Origin of the sequence: Variovorax sp. LjRoot175 (genome assembly GCF_964253805.1) — a bacterium.
GTDB lineage: Bacteria > Pseudomonadota > Gammaproteobacteria > Burkholderiales > Burkholderiaceae_C > Variovorax.
On record NZ_CAXURY020000001.1, the window covers coordinates 3,853,345 to 3,871,423 of the forward strand.

Genomic DNA, 18,079 nt, shown 5'->3' on the forward strand with positions numbered 1-18,079 from the left:
GGGCCGCCCCAAGGCGGCCTGCGGCCCCCTCGGGGGGGCAGCGAGTACACGCAGTGACGGAGCGTGGGAGCCGGTTACCTTTCCCCGCGCACGACCAGGCTCACGCCGATGGCCGTCATCGCAATGCCTGCCAAGGTCATCGCCGTGATCGGCTCCGCGAAGAGAAGCCATGCCATTACCGCGGTGCACGGTGGCACGAGATAGAGCAGGCTCGTGACCGCCGTCGCGGTGCCGCGCTGGATCAACATGTAGAGCAGCGAGCTGCCGCCCAGCGACAGCGCCAGCACCGACCAGGCCATCGCGCCGCCCGAGTACAGGTTCCACTGGATGCTGTCGGATTCCAACGCCGCGAAGGGCATCGTGACGATCAGGGCAGCGGCGAGCTGGATGGCGCCCGCGCACCGCACGTCGCAAGGTGCGACAAAGCGCTTCTGGTACAGCGTGCCGGCCGTGATGGAGAACAGCGCCATCAGCGCCAGGCCCATGGTCATCGCACTCACCTCCCCGCCCTCGCCGAACTTGCGCGACACCACCAGCACCAGGCCTGCGAAGCCCAGGGCCAGTCCGGCCCACTGGCGGCGCGTGATCGAGCCGCCCCACATGGACAACCAGACGGCGGTGAGCACCGGCTGAATGCCGACCAGCAAGGCGACGAGCCCCGAGCCCATGCCGGCCCGGACCGCAGCCCAGACGCCGCCGAGGTAGCCCGCCTGCATCAGCACGCCGGTGACCACGAGGTGCCGCCACTGCGTGCGCTGTTCCGGCCAGTTCGCGCGCGCGAGCCGCACCCAGATGAGGAAGCAGAACACCGACAGCGCATATCGCACCGCCAGAAACTTGAGCGGCGGGGCATAGGGCATGCCATAGCGCGCGACGATGAAGCCGGTGCTCCAGATGAGCACGAAGACCGCGGGCATGGCGCGCAGCCAACCCGACGGCCGGGCTGTGCCCGTCATTTCGCGCGGGCCCGGATTTCGGGAATGGCCTTCTGCAGGTAATACACCATCGACCAGACCGTGAGCACGGCCGAGATCCAGATCAGCCATTGCCCCCAGGCCCCGGTGTCGATCAGGCCGAACAAGGTGCCGTTGAAAAGCAGGAAAGGGATCGCGACCATCTGCACCACGGTCTTGATCTTGCCGATCATGTGGACCGCCACGCTCTTGCCGGCGCCGATCTGCGCCATCCATTCGCGCAAGGCGGAAATGGCGATCTCGCGGCCGATGATGATCAGCGCCACGAACACGTCGGCGCGGTTCAGATGCACCAGCACGAGCAGCGAGGCGCACACGAGGAACTTGTCGGCCACCGGATCGAGGAAGGCACCGAAGGCCGAGGTCTGGTTGAGCCTGCGCGCCAGAAAGCCGTCGAGCCAGTCGGTCGCGGCGAACACGACGAACATCACCGTGGCGATGAGGTTGCGCATCGGCTCTGCCAGCGGCAGGTAGAACACGCCCACGATCAGCGGAATCGCGACGATGCGCGTCCAGGTCATGATCGTTGGGAGCGTCCAGAACATTGCGGCGATTGTGTCACGGGGCAGGTATGCCTTCGAGTCGACGGTCAATGCAGCGCGCGATAGATCTCTTCGGCCAGATCGAACGCGATGCCGTCGACCGAGGCGATGTCTTCCACGCTGGCCGCCGCCACCCCGCGAATGCCGCCAAAGCGCTGCAGCAGGCGCGCGCGCCGCTTGGGGCCGATGCCCGGGATGTCTTCCAGCTGGCTGCCGCCCACCCGCACCTTGGCCCGCTTGGCGCGCATGCCGGTGATCGCGAAGCGGTGCGCCTCGTCGCGGATCTGCGCGACCAGCATCAGCGCCGCCGAATCGCGACCGAGGTAGACCTTCTCGCGGCCGTCGGCGAACACCAGCTCTTCGAGCCCGACCTTGCGGCCCTCGCCCTTCTCCACGCCGACGATCAGCGACAGCGGCAGACCCAGCTCGCCGAAGACCTCGCGCGCCATCGACACCTGGCCCTTGCCGCCGTCGACCAGCACCAGGTCGGGCATGCGCGCCGCCCGCGTGCCCGGCCGCGCATCGGTGCCGACGCCGCCTGCGTCGCCGGCAGGTGGCGCGTCCGTCTCCGCTGCCATCGCCTCGGCCAGCTTGCCGTAGCGGCGATGCAGCACCTGGCGCATCGCCGCATAGTCGTCGCCGGGCGTGATGCCCTCGATGTTGTAGCGGCGGTACTCGCGGTTCTGCATCGTGTGGTGCTCGAACACCACGCACGAGGCCTGGGTCGCCTCGCCGGCGGTGTGCGAGATGTCGAAGCATTCGACGCGGAAGTTGTCGAGCTCGTCCGGCGCGAGTTCCAGCGCATCGACCAGCGCGCGCGTGCGCGCCTGCTGCGAGCCCTCCTCGGCGAGCAGGCGTGCGAGCTGGAGGCCGGCATTCGTCTGCGCCATTTCGAGCCAGTGCCGGCGCTGCTCGCGCGGCTGGAACACCGCCGTGACGCGGGTGCCGGCCTGCTGGGCGACCGCCTCGATCAGCTCGCGGCTCACGAGCTCGCTCAACACCAGCGTTGGCGGCACCGGCACATCGATGTAGTGCTGCGCGATGAAGGCCTCGAGCACCTGCACCTCGACCGATTCGGCGGGCGGCGCGGCCTCCTCGCCTTCCATGGCGCTCTCGCCATGCTGGATCTGCGTCGCGTCTTCGACGTGCACCGGGAAGTAAGCGCGATCGCCCAGGTGCCGGCCGCCGCGCACCATCGCGAGGTTGACGCAGGCCTTGCCGCCCTGCACCTTGACCGCCAGGATGTCGACGTCCTTGTCGGAGGCGATCTCGACCGATTGCTGGTGCAGCACGCGCGACAGCGCCGACATCTGGTTGCGCAGCTCGGCCGCCTGCTCGAATTCCAGCTTTTCGGCGTGCGCCATCATGCGTGCCTCGAGCTGGGTGAGCACGGCCTGCGTGTCGCCCATCAGGAAGGCCTCGGCGTTGGCCACGTCCTGCGCATAGGCCTCGGGCGTGATGTAGCCCACGCAGGGGCCGGTGCAGCGCTTGATCTGGTAGAGCAGGCAGGGCCGCGTGCGGTTGGCGTAGACGGTGTCTTCGCAAGTGCGCAGCTTGAACACCTTCTGCAGCAGCTGGATCGACTCCTTCACCGCCCAGGCGCTCGGGTACGGGCCGAAGTAGCGATGCTTGCGATCGACCGCGCCGCGGTAGTAGGCCAGGCGCGGGAAGGTGTGCGATGCGATCTTGAGATAGGGGTAGCTCTTGTCGTCGCGAAACAGGATGTTGTAGCGCGGCTTGAGCGTCTTGATCAGGTTGTTCTCGAGCAGCAGCGCCTCGGCCTCGGAGCGCACCACCGTGGTCTCCATGCGGGCGATCTTCGAGATCATGTGGCCGATGCGCGTGCCGGCGTGGTTCTTCTGAAAGTAGTTGGCGACGCGCTTCTTGAGATTGCGCGCCTTGCCCACGTACAGCACGGCGCCTGCCGCGTCGAAGTAGCGGTAGACGCCCGGCAGTTGCGGCAGTGCCGCCACCTCGCTGAGCAGTTGATCGGAATGCGTCTCGGACATCTGTAGAGTATCTCGCGATGCGCTGGGACATCTTCTGCAAGGTCATCGACAACCACGGCGACGCCGGCGTCTGCTGGCGGCTGGCCCGCGGACTCGCCGCCGGGGGCGAAACGGTGCGGCTATGGATCGACGACCCGTCGGCGCTGGCCTGGATGGCGCCGGGGGGATGCAAGGGCGTCGAAATCGTCACCTGGAACAGCAGGGATGCCGCGCAACGGGCCGCCGCCGGCCCGCCGCCGGATGTGCTGATCGAGGCCTTCGGCTGCGATCCCGAGCCCGAGCTGATCGCGCGTTTTGCCGAGCCCGTGCGCCCGGGCGGCGCACGCCGCGTGTGGATCAATCTCGAATACCTTTCGGCCGAACCCTATGTCGAGCGCCTGCACGGCCTGCCCTCCCCCGTGTTCAAGGGGCCAGGTACCAGCCTGACCAAGCACTTCTTCTACCCCGGCTTCACGCCCGCGACCGGCGGGCTGCTGCGCGAAGGGGACCTGCTCGAACGCCGCCAGCGCTTCGACCGCGCCGCCTGGCTCGCGCAGCAGGGCATCGCATGGCACGGCGAGCGCCTTGTCTGCCTGTTCTGCTACGAGCCACTGGCCCTCGATGCACTGCTCGCGCAGTTCGAGAGCGCCGGCGAGCCCACGCACCTGCTGGTGACCGCCGGCCGCGCGGCCCGTGCCCTGCCGCCGGGCCCGGCCCGGCGCGGCGCGCTTTCCATCACCTGGCTGCCGCATCTGCCGCAGACCGACTTCGACCACCTGCTCTGGGCCTGCGACCTGAATTTCGTGCGCGGCGAAGACTCGCTGGTGCGGGCTCTCTGGGCCGGGTCGCCCTTCGTCTGGCAGATCTATGCGCAGGACGACGACGCCCACCACACCAAGCTGGGCGCCTTCCTCGACTGGCTGGAAGCCCCGCCTTCGTTGCGCCGCGTCCACCACCTGTGGAACGGGATGGCCGAGGGCGAACTGCCGGCGCTGGACGATGCGGCGCTGGCGTCCTGGGGCGCCGCCTGCGCCGCCGCGCGCGCGTGCCTGCTCGCGCAGGATGATCTTCTGACCCGCTTGCTGCGCTTCGTCGCCCAAAAAAGCTAAAATTGTGGGCTTTGCGGATTTCCGGCCGGGGTCAGCCCCGTTTGCCGCACCTTCCGCTGAACCCGCCGCGGTGAATGTGTCAAAGGGATATACGAACCCGATGGCACACCGAGCGGCCAACATCCAGAGACCCTGATTATGAAAATCGCTCAAGAAATCCGCGCCGGCAACGTGATCATGCACGGCAAAGACCCGATGGTCGTCCTCAAGACCGAATACAGCCGCGGCGGCCGCAACTCCGCAACCGTGCGCATGAAGCTCAAGAGCCTGATCGCCAACTTCAACACCGAAGTCGTGTTCAAGGCCGACGACAAGATGGAGCAGATCGTGCTCGACAAGAAGGAGTGCACCTACTCCTACTTCGCCGACCCGATGTACGTCTGCATGGACACCGAGTACAACCAGTATGAAGTCGAAGCCGAGAACATGGGCGACTCGCTCAATTACCTCGAAGATGGTATGCCGGTCGAAGTGGTGTTCTACGACGGCAAGGCGATCTCGGTCGAACTGCCGACCAGCGTCGAGCGCGAAATCACCTGGACCGAACCGGCCGTCAAGGGCGACACCTCGGGCAAGGTCATGAAGCCGGCCAAGATCGCAACCGGTTTCGAGATCGGCGTGCCGCTGTTCGTTGCCCAGGGCGACCGCATCGAAATCGACACCCGCACCGGCGAATACCGCAAACGCGTCTAAACGCCTGCTGCGCCGACAAGGAAGGCTCCCGAGGGAGCCTTTTTTGCGTACGCTTCGTGCCATGAGCACAGCTTCTGTTCGCACCGAGATCGACGGCCCCGTCAGCACCATCGTCATGAGCCGCCCGCGGCAGCGCAATGCGGTGGACCGTGAGATGGCAAGGCAGCTGCGCGAGGCCTTCGAGCGCTTCGAGGCCGACGACAGCCAACGCGTGGCGGTGCTCTGGGGCGAACACGGCGTGTTCTGCGCCGGCGCCGACCTGAGCGCGGTGAACGACCCGGCGCGCCGCAACGAGGTGGATCCCGAAGGCGGCGGCACCGGACCGATGGGGCCGACGCGCATGGCACTGGCCAAACCGCTCGTCGCCGCCATCAGCGGCCATGCCGTGGCCGGCGGCCTCGAACTCGCCCTGCTGGCCGACCTGCGCGTGGCCGAAGACAGCGCCGTGCTCGGCGTGTTCTGCCGCCGCTGGGGCGTGCCGCTGATCGACGGCGGCACCGTGCGGCTGCCGCGCATCGTCGGCATGGGGCGGGCGCTGGACCTGATCCTTACCGGCCGGGCCGTGGCCGCCAGCGAAGCGCGCGCCATGGGCCTGGTCAATCGCGTGGTGCCCGACGGCGGCGCGCGGCAGACGGCTGAACAGCTTGCGCGCGAACTGGCGGCCTTTCCGCAGCAATGCATGCTGGCCGACCGCGCATCCGCATATGCCCAGTGGGACCTGCCCCTGGCCCAAGCCTTGCAGCAGGAAGGCCGACTGGGCGCACCGATCGTCGCCACCGAGGGTGCGGCCGGCGCGGCCCGCTTCGTCGGCGGCGCGGGCCGGCACGGCCGGTTCTGAGCGACCGCGCGCACAATCCAAGAAAAACCCTTCGCCAGACCATGCACAACAGCACGCACGACCTCCACGACAAACGCCTCGCCGACGCCTGGGCCACCCTTCAGTCCCACGCCGACAAGGGCCTTCCCCTCCATTCCGATCCTTCGCGCCTCGCCTTTGCCGACCCCGAGTTCCTGCTGCGCCGCGAAACGCGCGGGCTGCGCATGCAGCTCGAGCTGATGAAACCCGACCTCGAGATGCGCGCGCACGGCATCGAGAACACGGTGGTGGTGTTCGGCAGCGCCCGCTTTCGCAGCGAGGAGGAATCCGGTGCCCTGATCGCCCAGGCCGATGCCGCCGGCGACGCGGTGGCGGCGGCCCGCTGGCGCAGGCTGGCGCGCAGCTCCCATTACTACGAGAAGGCGCGCGCCTTCGGCAAGCTGGTCGCACAGTACAGCGACGACAAGGATCCGGCGGACAAGCTCTTCGTCTGCACCGGCGGCGGCCCCGGCATCATGCAGGCCGCCAACCGTGGCGCCTACGAAGGCGGCGGGCTCTCGGTCGGTCTTGCGATCGCATTGCCGATGGAAGAGGAAGCCAATCCCTACGTCACGCCGGCGCTCAGCTTCAAGTTCCATTACTTCGCGATCCGCAAGATGCATTTCATGATGCGGGCGAAGGCGCTGGTCGCGTTTCCGGGCGGTTTCGGCACCCTGGACGAACTGTTCGAGGTGATCACGCTGGTGCAGACGCGCAAGGCCAAGCCGGTGCCGATCGTGCTCTTCGGCTCGGACTACTGGAAGCAGCTGATCAATTTCGACTTCCTGGCCGAGGAGGGCGTGATCTCGCCCGAGGACGTGAAGCTGATCGAGTACGTGGACGCGCCGCAGGACGCCTGGGACGCGATCAAGCGCTTCTACAAGCTCTGATCGTGCCGGGGCAGTTGCAAGCCCCACACCGCTCGCGCGCCCAGGGCCACCGCCCCGCCGACCAGCCAGAACACGCCCGCGACGCCGATCAGCGCACCGACCGAGCCGAACAGCATCGGCATCGCGACGCTCGAGGCATTGATGACCATGAGCCGCAGCCCGAGCGCTTCGCCGTGGCGTGCGTGCGGGGTGATCTGGTGCAGCATGCTCATCACCATCGGCTGCACGGCGCCGAGCGCGAAGCCCAGTACCACCGAGCACACGCCCATCGCCAGCGCCGACGACAACAGCGGATAGACCGCGAACACCAGCGCGGTGACAACCGTCGACGCGGCAATCACGCTGCGCTCCGACGCACGCGAGGCCACGAGCGGCAGCACGATCCGTATCACCGCGGCCGCGATCGCGAAGGCGCCGAGGATCGAGCCGATCACCGAAGCGCCCAGCCCGCGCTCGTGGCCGAGGATGGGCAGCACGAAGGCATGCACGTCCCAGGCCGAAGACTGCAGCCAGTTCACGAACAGCAGGCGCCGGAACATCGACTCGCGCAACAGATCCCAGGCGCGCGGCCTGGCGCCGCCGGCCGGCAAGGACACGCGCGGCAGCTCGGGGGTCTTGCGCGCAAGGAACCAGCCCGCAAGCGGCAAGAGCGCCAGCGCCGCGAATGCGATGCGAAAGCCTGGCAGGTCGGCCGGGGTTCGGCCTGCATGATCGATCAGCAATCCGGCGCAGAAGGGCCCCACGAAGTTGGCCACGGCCGGCGCGATCGCGAGCCAGCTGAACACCTTCTTGAGCTGCACCGGATCGGCCGCGGCCCGTCCGACATGGCGCTGCAGCGCGATGACGGCCGCACCGGTGGCGCCGCCGGTCATCAGCGCCGCGAGGCACATCACCGAAAACCACGGAACGACGGCCACGAGCGCCGTGCCCACGGAGGCGGCGATCACCGACAGCATCAGCGGCCGCTTGAGCCCATGCCGGTCGGCAAAGCGACCGGCCGGGAGCGCCAGAAAAACCTGCGTGAGCGCGAACAGCGCGATCAGCAGGCCCACCGCCGCCGCGCTGTAGCCCTGCTGGAGCGCGAGCAAGGGGCCCGCCAAGCGCAGGCCGGTCATTGCCGCATGCAAACAGATCTGGGCCGCGATGAGCTTCAGCAGCTCCGGGGTCATGCAGTCTTGGGGCTCACGGGGCTCCGTCGTCGGTGTCTTCGGGCGATGGCAGCAAGGCCTGCGACTGCGCCTCGGGCAGCGCCTCCACCTTGCGCAGCGCCAGGCGCATCTGCTTGGCGCGCGTGTCGGCCTTGTCGAGCGTGTCGGAGGCCTTGGCCACCTGCTCCTTGATGCGCGCGACCCATTCGCCATAGCGCTCGAACTCGGTCTTGACCGCGCCGAGCACCTTCCACACTTCGGAAGCCTGCTGCTCCAGCGCCAGCGTGCGGAAGCCCATATGCAGGCTGTTGAGCATGGCCAGCAGCGTGGTCGGGCCGGCCAGCGTCACGCGGTGCTGGCGCTGGATCGCGTCCATCAATCCGGGGCGGCGCAGCACCTCGGCATACAGGCTCTCCACCGGCAGGAACAGGATCGCGAAGTCGGTGGTGTGCGGCGCGGCCAGGTAGTTCTCGGCGATCGATCGCGCCTCGCTGCGGATGCGCGCCTCCAGCGCCTTGGCCGCGAGATCGGCGGCGCCAGGGTCGACGCGCTCGTGGGCATCGAGCAGCCGCTCGTAGTCGTCGCGCGGGAACTTGGCATCGATCGGCAGCCAGACCGGCGCGCCGTCGCCGCCGCGGCCCGGAAAGCGGATCGCGAAGTCCACGCGCTGCCCGCTGCGCGGCTTGGTCTCGACCTGCTTCGCATACTGGTCCGGCGTGAGCACCTGCTCGAGCAGGGCCTCGAGCTGCACTTCGCCGAACACGCCGCGCGTCTTCACGTTGGTCAGCACGCGCTGCAGGCTGCCGACGCCGACCGCGAGGGTCTGCATCTCGCCCAGGCCCTTGTGCACCTGTTCGAGCCGGTCGGCCACCTGCTTGAAGCTCTCGCCCAGGCGCGCCTCGAGCGTGCTTTGCAGCTTCTCGTCGACTGTCTTGCGCATCTCGTCGAGCTTGGCGGTGTTGCTCTGCTGGAGTTGCGCGAGCTGGGTTTCCATGGTGGCGCGGACTTCGGCAAGCCGCCGTGCATTCGACTCGGAAAGGCCCTGCAGCTGGGTATTGAGCGTGTCAGCCAAGCTCTTCTGCAGCAGCGTGAGTTGCTGCGCGAAGGCATCGATCTGGGCGTTCTGTGTGCGCGTGGCTTCAGCGCTCTGCTGCACCAGCGCCTGCTGAAAGGTCGCGAAGGACTGGGCAGTCTCCTGCCGCGCGCCGCGCGAGGACTCGCCGATCTCGTGGCGCAGCTCGCGTTCGATGCGTTCGTTGGCCGCGCCCAGCGTGGCGATCAGCGTGCTGTGGTCGAGCGCCGGCGGCTTGCGCAGCAGCAGCCAGACGACGAGGATGAAAGTCAGGGCCGCGAGGGCCAGTAGGATCCAGGGTTCCAACGGGGGCATTGCGTCTACTTGCTCGCAAGCACTGCAGGGTTGAGCGGCGTCACCGGCTTGTTGTGGACCAGGAAGCCGATCAGGTTGTCCACCGCCAGATCGGCCATCGCGCGCCGCGTCGGCACGGTGGCGCTCGCGATATGCGGCGTGAGCACGACGTTCGGAACCTGGAGCAGTTCGGGATGCACCTTGGGTTCGCCCTCGAACACGTCGAGTCCCGCCGCGGCGATGCGCTTGTCGCGCAAGGCAGCGGCGAGCGCCGCGTCGTCGACGATGCCGCCGCGCGCGATGTTCACCAGCGTGGCCGTCGGCTTCATCAGCGCGAGCTCGGCGGCGCCGATGGTGTGGTGCGAGGCCGGCGTGTAGGGCACCACCAGCACGACGTGGTCGGCGGTCTTGAGCAGCTCTTCCTTGCTCACGTAGCTGGCCTTGCATTCGGCTTCGAGCTTCGCATCGAGCCGCGAACGGTTGTGATAGATCACCTTCATGCCGAAGCCCAAGGCACCGCGACGCGCGATGCCCTGCCCGATGCGCCCCATGCCGACGATGCCGAGCGTGGCGCCGTGGATGTCGGAGCCGGCGAACATGTCGTAGCTCCACTTCTCCCACTTGCCTGCGCGCAGGAAATGTTCGCTCTCGGTGATGCGGCGCGCGGTGGCCATCAGCAGCGCGAAGCCGAAGTCGGCCGTGGTCTCGGTCAGCACGTCCGGCGCGTTGGTGGCGAGCACGCCGCACGCGGTCATCGCATCGACGTCGAAGTTGTTGTAGCCCACCGCCATGTTGGCGCAGATCTTCAGCTCGGGGCAGGCCGCAAGCACCTCGGCATCGATGCGCTCGCTGCCGGTGGTGAAGGCGCCCTGCTTGCCCTTGAGCTTGTCGATCAGCTGGGTCTTGCTCCAGCTCTGGTCGCCCTGGTTGGACTCGACCTCGAAGTGTTCTTCGAGGCGTGCGATGGTCTCGGGAAAGATCGAACGTGCAACAAGGATTTTGGGTTTGCTCATGATCAACGGAAGAAGATGAAGGTGGAGACGACGAACAGCGGCACCAGGATGGCACCCGACCACAGCATGTAGCCGAAGAAGCTCGGCATGCGCACGCCGCGGCTTTCCGCGATGGCCTTGACCATCAGGTTGGGCGCGTTGCCGATGTAGGTGTTGGCGCCCATGAACACGGCGCCCGCCGAGATGGCGGCCAGCGTGGTGGCGTAGGTGGTCATCAGCGCCTGCGGATCGCCGCCGGCGGTATTGAAGAACACCAGGTAGGTGGGTGCATTGTCCAGGAAAGAGCTCAGCACGCCGGTGCCCCAGAAGTACATCGCCGGATCGGGCTGGCCGTCGGGGCGGGTCACGGCGGAGACGACTGCGCCGAAGGGTCCATTCACGCCCGCCTTGAGCATCGCGATCACCGGGATGATGGTCAGGAAGATGCCGGCGAACAGCTTGGCGACCTCGGCCATCGGCTCCCAGGCGAACTGGTTGGCGGCGTGCACCTGGGGCGCCGTGATCTTCAGCGAGAGCAGCGTGATCGCGATCAGGCCCGCATCGCGCACGAGGCCCGGCAGGCCGACCTCGGTGCCGTGGACGTCGAAGCTGACGGGCGACTTCCAGAAGCCGCTGAGCAGCACGAAGAAGATCACGCCCGCCAACAGCCAGAAGTTGACCGCGCCGTCGAAGCCGATCTTGCGCGTGTCGGGCGTGGGGTCGATCGTCAACACGCCTTCCTTGCGGTAGTACCAGGTGTCGATCGCATAGAACAACGCGAGCAGGATGCCGACGATGAACAGCGTGTCGGCAAGGATGTTCTGTGCGGTCCAGAAGAAGTCCACGCCCTTGAGAAAACCCAGGAACAGCGGCGGATCGCCCAGCGGCGTCAGCGAGCCGCCGACGTTCGACACGATGAAGATGAAGAACACGATCACATGAGCCCTGTGCAGGCGGTTGTCGTTGGCGCGGATCAGCGGGCGGATCAGCAGCATGGAGGCGCCGGTCGTGCCCATGAGGCTCGCGAGCACCGCCCCGATGGCGAGGATCGCCGTGTTCAGCCCCGGCGCACCGTGCAGGTTGCCGCGCACATGGATGCCGCCGGCCACGGCGAACAGCGCGGTGAGCAGGATGACGAACGGGATGTACTCGGCCAGCAGCGCATGGACGAACTGCGCCCCCGCCAGCGCGACGCCGTAGATCACGGCAAAAGGCAGCAGGAAGGCCAGCGCCCAGCCGGCAGAAACCTTGCCGTAGTGGTGGTGCCAGAACGACGGCGCCAGCAGCGGCATCAGCGCGATCGACAGCAGGATGCCGGCGAAAGGCAGGCCCCACAGGGGCGACAGCACGCTGCCGTCGAAATCGGCAGCGAAGCTCGTTGCGGGGGCCAGCGCCAGCAGCGCGATGGCCATCGGCCGGTGCAGAACGCCTCTCACCGCGCCGAGCCAGGCCGCTCGGCAGGCTGGGCAATCTCGAACACCTGCCGCAGATAGGCCAGATACCTCTCGTCGTCGCACATGTTCTTGGAAGGCGTGTCGGACAGCTTGGCCACCGGCTGGTCGTTGCAGCGGACCATCTTGATCACGATCTGCAGCGGCTCGTAGCCCAGGTCGTTGGTGAGGTTGGTGCCGATGCCGAAGGCCAGCTGGCAGCGGCCCCGGAACTGCTGGTAGAGCTCGATGGTTCGCGGCACGGTGAGGCTGTCGCTGAAGATCAGGGTTTTGGTGCGCGGATCGACGCGATTCGCAATGTAGTGGGCCAGCATGCGCTCGCCCCACTGGAAGGGGTCGCCGCTGTCATGGCGCGCGCCGTCGAACAGCTTGCAGAAGTACAGGTCGAAGTCGCGCAGGAACGCGCTCATGCCGTAGACGTCCGACAGCGCGATGCCGAGGTCGCCGCGGTATTCGCGCGCCCACGACTCGAAACCGAAGACCTGGCTGTCGCGCAGGCGGGGCCCGAGCGCCTGGCAGGCCTGGAGGTATTCGTGCGCCATGGTGCCCAGCGGGATCAGTCCGAGCTTCATGGCGTACAGCACATTGCTGGTGCCGGCGAGCTGCGGCAGCTTGGCGGCCCGCTGCGGCGGCGAGCTGACGGCGCCAAGCCTGGTAGCGAGCGTGCGCAGCACTTCCTCGTGCCAGTCATTGGAGAAGCGCCGGCGCGTGCCGTAGTCGGCGATCTTGAGGTCCTCGAGGCCTGCCGCCTGCAGCTGCTCGATCTTGGTTTCGAGGCGCCGGCGCCCTTCGGCAATGTCCGGCTTCGGTTGCCTGTTGCGGAAGTAGACCTCGTTGACGATCGCCAGCACCGGGATCTCGAACAGGATGGTGTGCAGCCACGGCCCCTCGATGCGGATGTCGAGCTCGCCCGAGGCCTGCGGGATGATCTTGATGTACTTCTCGTTCAGGCGGAACAGGCCGAGAAAGTCGACGAAGTCGCTCTTGATGAAGCGCATGGAGCGCAGGTAGCTCAGTTCGGGATCCCTGAACTGGAGCGAGCAGAGATGGCGGACCTCTTCGCGGATCTGGGCCGCGAACTGCGCCAGGTCGACGCCGGGGTTGCGGCACTTGAAGCGGTACTCGACGCGGGCGCCCGGAAAGTGATGCAGCACGACCTGCATCATCGTGAACTTGTAGAGGTCGGTGTCGAGCAGGCTTTGAATGATCATGGTGCGGCGCGCTGGTGTCCGGGTTCGGCGTGCGGTCGATTATCACGGGCCGCGTCGGCATGTGCCTACGGCCCCTTCCCCGAGCGTCCTACCGTTCGATCCACCCCCCCACGCCAGAGTCATTTCACGCCGGCCACAAGCATTCGGGCAGGCGACAAAACCCGCTTATCTGAAGGAGATACGTCGATGAACAAGGACACCGTCGAAGGCAACTGGAAACAGCTCAAAGGCAAGGTGAAGGAGCAGTGGGGCAAGCTCACCGACGATGACTTCGACGTCATCGCCGGCAAGCGCGACCAGCTGCTGGGGCGCATTCAGGAGCGGCACGGCATCAGCAGGGAAGAGGCCGAGAAGCAAGTTGGCGAATGGGAGACGCGCGATGGCCGCACGCCCGCTGCGCTGTGGTTCGAGAAGTATTGAGTTCGATAACACCAAAGGAGTACATCCCATGAAAAAACATCTGCTCATGCTCGCGATCGCATCCTCCTGCCTTGTCGCAACGCAAGCCGGTGCGATGAGCCAGGACGAGTACAAGGTCGCCAAGGAAAAGATCGAAGCCGACTACAAGGTCGACAAGACCAAGTGCGATGCCATGAAGGACAACGCCAAGGACGTCTGCGGGAAGGAAGCCAAGGGCAAGCAGAACGTTGCCAAGGCGGAACTCGAACAGCAGTTCAAGCCCAGCGAGAGCAATTCCCGCAAGGTAGCTGAAGAGAAGGTGAAGGCGAGCTACGAAGTCGCGAAGGAAAAGTGCGACGACCAGAAGGGCGCCGCCAAGAACGCTTGCGAGAAGGAAGCCAAGGCCGAGGAAGCCAAGGGCAAGGCCGACATCCGCGCGATGGCGAAGCCCGCCAAGATGCAATAAGCCTTCAAGCCGGTTGCCGGGCCGAGCGGCGTCTGCGGACGCCGCTTTTCTTTGGGCGACTCAGACGCGCAGTTCGTCGACCACAGCCAGCAGCGCCGCCGGCAGCTTGACCGGACGTTGCGTCGCCCGGTCGACGTACACGTGGATGAAGTGGCCCTGCGCTGCCGCGGTCTCGGCCCCCTCGGCGAACAACGCGATTTCGTAGCGCACGCTGGAGCCGCCCGCATGCGCGACCCTGACGCCCGCCTCCACCGTCTGCGGGAACGCGAGCGGCGCAAAGTAGTTGCACTGGGTTTCGACCACGAAACCGATGGTGTCGCCGCCATGGATGTCGAGCGCGCCGCGCTCGATCAGGAGCGCATTGACGGCGGTGTCGAACCAGCCGTAGTAGACGACGTTGTTGACATGGCCGTACATGTCGTTGTCGGCCCAGCGCGTCGGGATGCTGCGAAAGGCGCGGTAGCTGCTGCGGTGGTGGGGCGTGGGTCTGGCGCTCATGGGTGCGATCTCGGCGCGGCATTCTGCCACCGCCGCCAGTAGTCGAAGGCCACGCGGAAGGTGCCGAGCTGCACCTGCACGGTCTCCGCAATGTCGCTCGCATAGCCGCCGGCCATCGCGAACGCGAGCGGAATCCGGCGCTGCCAGGCAAAGTCGAACACGCGCCGGTCGCGCGCCTCCAGGCCATCGAAGCTCAGCTTGAGGCGTCCCAGCCGGTCGCGCTCGAAGGGATCGGCGCCCGCGAGGTAGATCACGAGGCCGGGCGAGAAGCGCCGGTCGAGTTCGTCGAGCGCGTGCTCGAGCGCTGCCAGGTACTCGGCATCGCCGCAGCCGTCGGGCAGTTCGACGTCGAGATCGCTCGCCTCCTTGTGGAACGGGAAGTTCTTCTGCCCATGCATCGACAGCGTGAACACGCTCGGATCCTCTCGGAAGATGCGCGCGGTGCCGTTGCCCTGGTGCACGTCGAGGTCGATCACCGCCACCCGGAAAGGCAGGCGCCCCCGCCTGCCGTGCTCCGCCTGCATGAGCCGCGCGGAGACCGCCGCATCGTTGAAGACGCAGAAACCCCCGCCCCTGTCCGCGCTCGCATGGTGGGTACCGCCGGCCATGTTGGCCGAGATGCCTTCCGCCAGGGCCGCCCGGCAGGCGGCGATGGTGGCGCCGGCCGATCGGCGCGAGCGCTCTGCCATCGCCTCGCTCCATGGAAAACCGATTTCGCGCATGGCCTGCGCATCGACACTGCCGTCGCTGATGGCGGCAATCCATTGCGGCGTGTGGGCCAGCGCCAGTTCGCCGTCGCTGGCGCGCGGTGCCTCGAACATCTGCACTGCGGGCAAATGCTGCTGGAGCCGCTCACGCAGCAGCGCGTACTTCCCCATCGGAAACCGGTGGCCGCTGGGAAGCGGCAGCACGAAATGGCCTGAGTAAAACGCACGCATCGGAACATTGTCGGCGGCGCCTCTGCCTTTTAGAAAGCGCGTTCTAAATTGCTGCATGGCAACAAATTTTCACTTGATCGAAACGCTTGGCTGCCTATACTTCAGGCCATGCTGCACCGCAACAAAATAAAGAGGGGCAGCTCATCCGCGACCGACCTCTTTCATTCATCAACTGGAGCATCCACATGGCACTGACCGCTGACCAACTCATCGCTTCCCACAAAGCCAACCTCGAAACCCTGTTCGGCCTGACCACCAAGGCCTTCGAAGGCGTCGAGAAGCTGGTCGAACTGAACGTGACCGCCTCCAAGGCTGCGCTGGTCGAAGCCGCCGGCACCACGCAAGCGATTCTCAGCGTCAAGGACGCGCAAGAGCTGCTCGCCCTGCAAGCCGGCCTGTTCCAGCCCCTCGCCGAGAAGACCGCTGCCTACAGCCGTCACCTGTATGACATCGCCCAAGGCACCGGCGCCGAGTTCACCAAGGCTTTCGAAGTGAAGGCTGCTGAAGCCCAGCAAGCCTTCGTCGGCCTGGTCGACAGCGCTGCCAAGAACGCCCCCGCCGGTTCGGAAACCGCCGTCGCCGTGATGAAGAGCGCCGTGGCTGCTGCCAACAACGCTTTCGAATCGGTCCAGAAGGCCGTCAAGCAAGCGTCCGACGTCGCCGAAGCCAACTTCCAGGCCGTTTCGACCACGGCCGTGAACGCTGCCAAGAGCACCGCTCAAACCGCTTCCCGCAAGCGCTGATTGTCTCCTTGGGTCCTTCGGGATCCAATTCAGGGCCCTGTTCTCGGACGGGGCTTTTTTTTTGCGCTCTATGATCGCCGGCAACGTTTTTTCAGGAGACATCCCATGCAGATCGACGGCAAGGTTTTCATCGTCACCGGCGGCGCTTCGGGCCTCGGCGAAGGCACCGCACGCATGCTGGCGGCGAACGGCGCCAAGGTGGTCATCGCCGACATGCAGGCCGACATGGGCGAAGCGGTCGCCAAGGAAATCGGCGGCACTTTCGTCAAGTGCGACGTGAGCCAGGAGGCCGACGGCCAGGCCGTGGTGGCTGCCGCCCAGAAGCTGGGCAAGCTGATGGGGCTGATCAACTGCGCAGGCATCGCGCCGGCCGAAAAAACCGTCGGCAAGACCGGGCCGCACGCGCTCGCCGTGTTCAGCAAGACCGTCACGGTCAACCTGATCGGCAGCTTCAACATGATCCGGCTGGCGGCCGACGCCATGAGCAAGAACGAGCCCGAGGCCACAGGCGAGCGCGGCGTGCTGATCTCGACCGCCTCGGTCGCGGCCTACGACGGCCAGATCGGCCAGGCCGCCTACAGCGCCTCCAAGGGCGGCGTGGTCGCAATGACGCTGCCGATCGCACGCGACCTGGCGCGCAACGGCATCCGCAACATGACGATCGCACCCGGCATCTTCGGCACGCCGATGCTGTTCGGGATGCCGCAGGAGGTGCAGGATGCGCTGGCCGCCAGCGTGCCCTTCCCCTCGCGCCTCGGCACGCCCGAGGACTACGCGAAGCTCGCCAAGCACATCATCGAGAACGACATGCTCAACGGCGAGGTGATCCGGCTCGACGGGGCGATTCGGCTGGCGCCGCGCTGACTTTCGCGATCTCGGCCGGCAGCGGAGTCGCGTTGCCGGTGCGCTCCAGCCGCTCGTACTGCGCGATCACCTGGGCACCGAACAGCACCAGCGTGGCGGCGATCTCCAGGCTCAGCAGCACCACGATCGCGGTGGTCAGCGAGCCGTAGACCACGTTCACCTGCGACAGCGTGGCGAAGTAGAGCACCAGCACGCGGCGCGTGATCTCCCACAGCAGCGCCGCAGTCACGCCGCCCAGCAGCGCGTGCCGCAGCCGCAGCCGCCCCACCGGCATCACCAGGTAGAGGGAGGTCAGCATGAAGATCTCGCCGCCCAGCCCGAGCAGGTACAGCAGCACCCCCGACACGCCCGACAGCGACCAGCTGCGGCCGAAAAGCTCGACGCTTTCCTGCCCGATCACCTGCAGCGCGCCGGACACCAGCGTCACCAGCAGCAGCCCGACGCACAGGCACAGGATGTAGATGTAGGGCATCACCGCAGAGATCAGGAAGTGGCGGGAATGGTCGGCCTTGCGGTGGTGGAAGATCACCGCCATGGCACTTTCCAGCACGGTGAAGGCGAGCGAGCTGAAAAAGATCATCGTCACCAGCAGCACCGGCCCCAGCACGTCCCGATGGGCCAGGAAGTTCGACAGCTCGGCGACGATGGCCCGCGACTGGCCCGGCAACAGCCACTCCAGATAGCGTCCGACCGCGCTCAGCAGTTCTCCCTGGTCGATGAAATGCGACAGCGCGATCACGCTCACGATCAGGAGCGGCACGATCGACAGCAGCGCGTAGTAGGCGACCGCGCCGGCCAGCAGCAGGCCCTGGTTGGCCCGGAAGGCCTTGAGCGCCTCCCAGGCGAACCGGAGGGGATGGCGCAGCAAGGGCACTGCGTGGCGGACGGTGTGGCGAATCATGCGGATGCGGCGCGGGATTCGAAGCGACCAGTATGCCGCCGGCCCGCGGT

At 66.8% G+C, this 18,079-nt stretch carries 19 protein-coding genes; 8 read left to right on the plus strand and 11 right to left on the minus strand.

What is annotated here, in order from left to right; genetic code table 11:
- Window positions 1-74 precede the first annotated feature (74 nt).
- The 3 genes from ACSQ89_RS19100 to uvrC are packed head-to-tail and all read right to left on the minus strand — an operon-like array spanning window position 75 to window position 3,525.
- Complete coding sequence (locus tag ACSQ89_RS19100; protein WP_093109862.1) at window positions 75-956, minus strand: DMT family transporter; 882 nt, start codon at window positions 954-956, stop codon at window positions 75-77.
- A complete protein-coding gene (gene pgsA / locus ACSQ89_RS19105; RefSeq protein WP_436291085.1) occupies window positions 953-1,519 on the minus strand; it encodes a CDP-diacylglycerol--glycerol-3-phosphate 3-phosphatidyltransferase in 567 nt (188 codons plus the stop codon). The genes ACSQ89_RS19100 and pgsA overlap by 4 nt, the downstream gene beginning before the upstream one ends.
- A 44-nt stretch (window positions 1,520-1,563) precedes the next feature.
- Window positions 1,564-3,525, minus strand: a complete 1,962-nt coding sequence (gene uvrC / locus ACSQ89_RS19110) for an excinuclease ABC subunit UvrC (RefSeq protein ID WP_093109864.1) — start codon at window positions 3,523-3,525, stop codon at window positions 1,564-1,566.
- 17 nt (window positions 3,526-3,542) lie between these two features.
- Here uvrC and earP point away from each other — a divergent pair, with 17 nt between their 5' ends.
- The 4 genes from earP to ACSQ89_RS19130 all read left to right on the plus strand — a co-directional run bounded on the left by earP (window position 3,543) and on the right by ACSQ89_RS19130 (window position 7,052).
- Entirely contained in the window at window positions 3,543-4,613 is a 1,071-nt protein-coding gene (gene earP, locus ACSQ89_RS19115) for an elongation factor P maturation arginine rhamnosyltransferase EarP (protein ID WP_436291084.1), read from the plus strand.
- Between the two features lie 138 nt (window positions 4,614-4,751).
- Window positions 4,752-5,306: an elongation factor P gene (gene efp / locus ACSQ89_RS19120; RefSeq protein WP_093109866.1), complete on the plus strand. Its 555-nt coding sequence runs from the start codon at window positions 4,752-4,754 to the stop codon at window positions 5,304-5,306.
- A 61-nt stretch (window positions 5,307-5,367) separates the two neighbouring features.
- Entirely contained in the window at window positions 5,368-6,144 is a 777-nt protein-coding gene (locus tag ACSQ89_RS19125) for a crotonase/enoyl-CoA hydratase family protein (RefSeq protein WP_436296342.1), read from the plus strand.
- A 41-nt stretch (window positions 6,145-6,185) separates the two neighbouring features.
- Window positions 6,186-7,052 (plus strand): TIGR00730 family Rossman fold protein, encoded by an 867-nt coding sequence (locus ACSQ89_RS19130; RefSeq protein ID WP_093109868.1) that lies wholly within the window; start codon window positions 6,186-6,188, stop codon window positions 7,050-7,052.
- Here the strand turns inward: ACSQ89_RS19130 and ACSQ89_RS19135 are convergent.
- The 5 genes from ACSQ89_RS19135 to pncB are packed head-to-tail and all read right to left on the minus strand — an operon-like array spanning window position 7,040 to window position 13,220.
- Window positions 7,040-8,221, minus strand: coding sequence for an MFS transporter (locus tag ACSQ89_RS19135; protein ID WP_436296343.1), 1,182 nt, complete (start codon window positions 8,219-8,221; stop codon window positions 7,040-7,042). The two genes, ACSQ89_RS19130 and ACSQ89_RS19135, sit on opposite strands and share 13 nt — an antisense overlap.
- Window positions 8,222-8,234: 13 nt before the next feature.
- Window positions 8,235-9,587 carry a DNA recombination protein RmuC gene (gene rmuC, locus ACSQ89_RS19140; protein WP_436291080.1) on the minus strand — a complete coding sequence of 451 codons (1,353 nt, stop codon included), beginning with the start codon at window positions 9,585-9,587 and terminating at the stop codon, window positions 8,235-8,237.
- A 5-nt stretch (window positions 9,588-9,592) separates the two neighbouring features.
- A complete protein-coding gene (locus ACSQ89_RS19145) occupies window positions 9,593-10,579 on the minus strand; it encodes a 2-hydroxyacid dehydrogenase (RefSeq protein WP_436291079.1) in 987 nt (328 codons plus the stop codon).
- 2 nt (window positions 10,580-10,581) lie between these two features.
- Window positions 10,582-11,970, minus strand: coding sequence for a sodium:proton antiporter (locus ACSQ89_RS19150; RefSeq protein WP_436291125.1), 1,389 nt, complete (start codon window positions 11,968-11,970; stop codon window positions 10,582-10,584).
- Between the two features lie 20 nt (window positions 11,971-11,990).
- On the minus strand, window positions 11,991-13,220 hold the full coding sequence (pncB, locus tag ACSQ89_RS19155) for a nicotinate phosphoribosyltransferase (RefSeq protein WP_093109873.1): 1,230 nt from the start codon (window positions 13,218-13,220) through the stop codon (window positions 11,991-11,993).
- A 186-nt stretch (window positions 13,221-13,406) separates the two neighbouring features.
- Here pncB and ACSQ89_RS19160 point away from each other — a divergent pair, with 186 nt between their 5' ends.
- Complete coding sequence (locus ACSQ89_RS19160; protein ID WP_436291078.1) at window positions 13,407-13,640, plus strand: CsbD family protein; 234 nt, start codon at window positions 13,407-13,409, stop codon at window positions 13,638-13,640.
- Window positions 13,641-13,668: 28 nt separating this feature from the next.
- Window positions 13,669-14,085, plus strand: a complete 417-nt coding sequence (locus tag ACSQ89_RS19165; protein ID WP_093109875.1) for a hypothetical protein — start codon at window positions 13,669-13,671, stop codon at window positions 14,083-14,085.
- Window positions 14,086-14,145: 60 nt separating this feature from the next.
- On the opposite strand, the gene ACSQ89_RS19170 is transcribed toward ACSQ89_RS19165, so the two are convergent.
- Both ACSQ89_RS19170 and ACSQ89_RS19175 read right to left on the minus strand, forming a co-directional pair.
- A complete protein-coding gene (locus ACSQ89_RS19170; RefSeq protein ID WP_436291077.1) occupies window positions 14,146-14,583 on the minus strand; it encodes an acyl-CoA thioesterase in 438 nt (145 codons plus the stop codon).
- The gene (locus ACSQ89_RS19175) at window positions 14,580-15,521 is read right to left on the minus strand and encodes a histone deacetylase family protein (protein WP_436291076.1); all 942 of its coding nucleotides are present in this window, start codon (window positions 15,519-15,521) and stop codon (window positions 14,580-14,582) included. The genes ACSQ89_RS19170 and ACSQ89_RS19175 overlap by 4 nt, the downstream gene beginning before the upstream one ends.
- A gap of 185 nt (window positions 15,522-15,706) precedes the next feature.
- Between ACSQ89_RS19175 and ACSQ89_RS19180 the strand changes: the two genes are divergently transcribed.
- Together ACSQ89_RS19180 and ACSQ89_RS19185 are read left to right on the plus strand one after the other, a co-directional pair.
- Window positions 15,707-16,264 carry a phasin family protein gene (locus ACSQ89_RS19180; RefSeq protein WP_093109878.1) on the plus strand — a complete coding sequence of 186 codons (558 nt, stop codon included), beginning with the start codon at window positions 15,707-15,709 and terminating at the stop codon, window positions 16,262-16,264.
- 105 nt (window positions 16,265-16,369) lie between these two features.
- Window positions 16,370-17,128, plus strand: a complete 759-nt coding sequence (locus ACSQ89_RS19185; protein WP_436291075.1) for a 3-hydroxyacyl-CoA dehydrogenase — start codon at window positions 16,370-16,372, stop codon at window positions 17,126-17,128.
- Here the strand turns inward: ACSQ89_RS19185 and ACSQ89_RS19190 are convergent.
- Window positions 17,076-18,029 carry a YihY/virulence factor BrkB family protein gene (locus ACSQ89_RS19190; protein ID WP_436291074.1) on the minus strand — a complete coding sequence of 318 codons (954 nt, stop codon included), beginning with the start codon at window positions 18,027-18,029 and terminating at the stop codon, window positions 17,076-17,078. The genes ACSQ89_RS19185 and ACSQ89_RS19190 overlap by 53 nt on opposite strands.
- Window positions 18,030-18,079 lie beyond the last annotated feature (50 nt).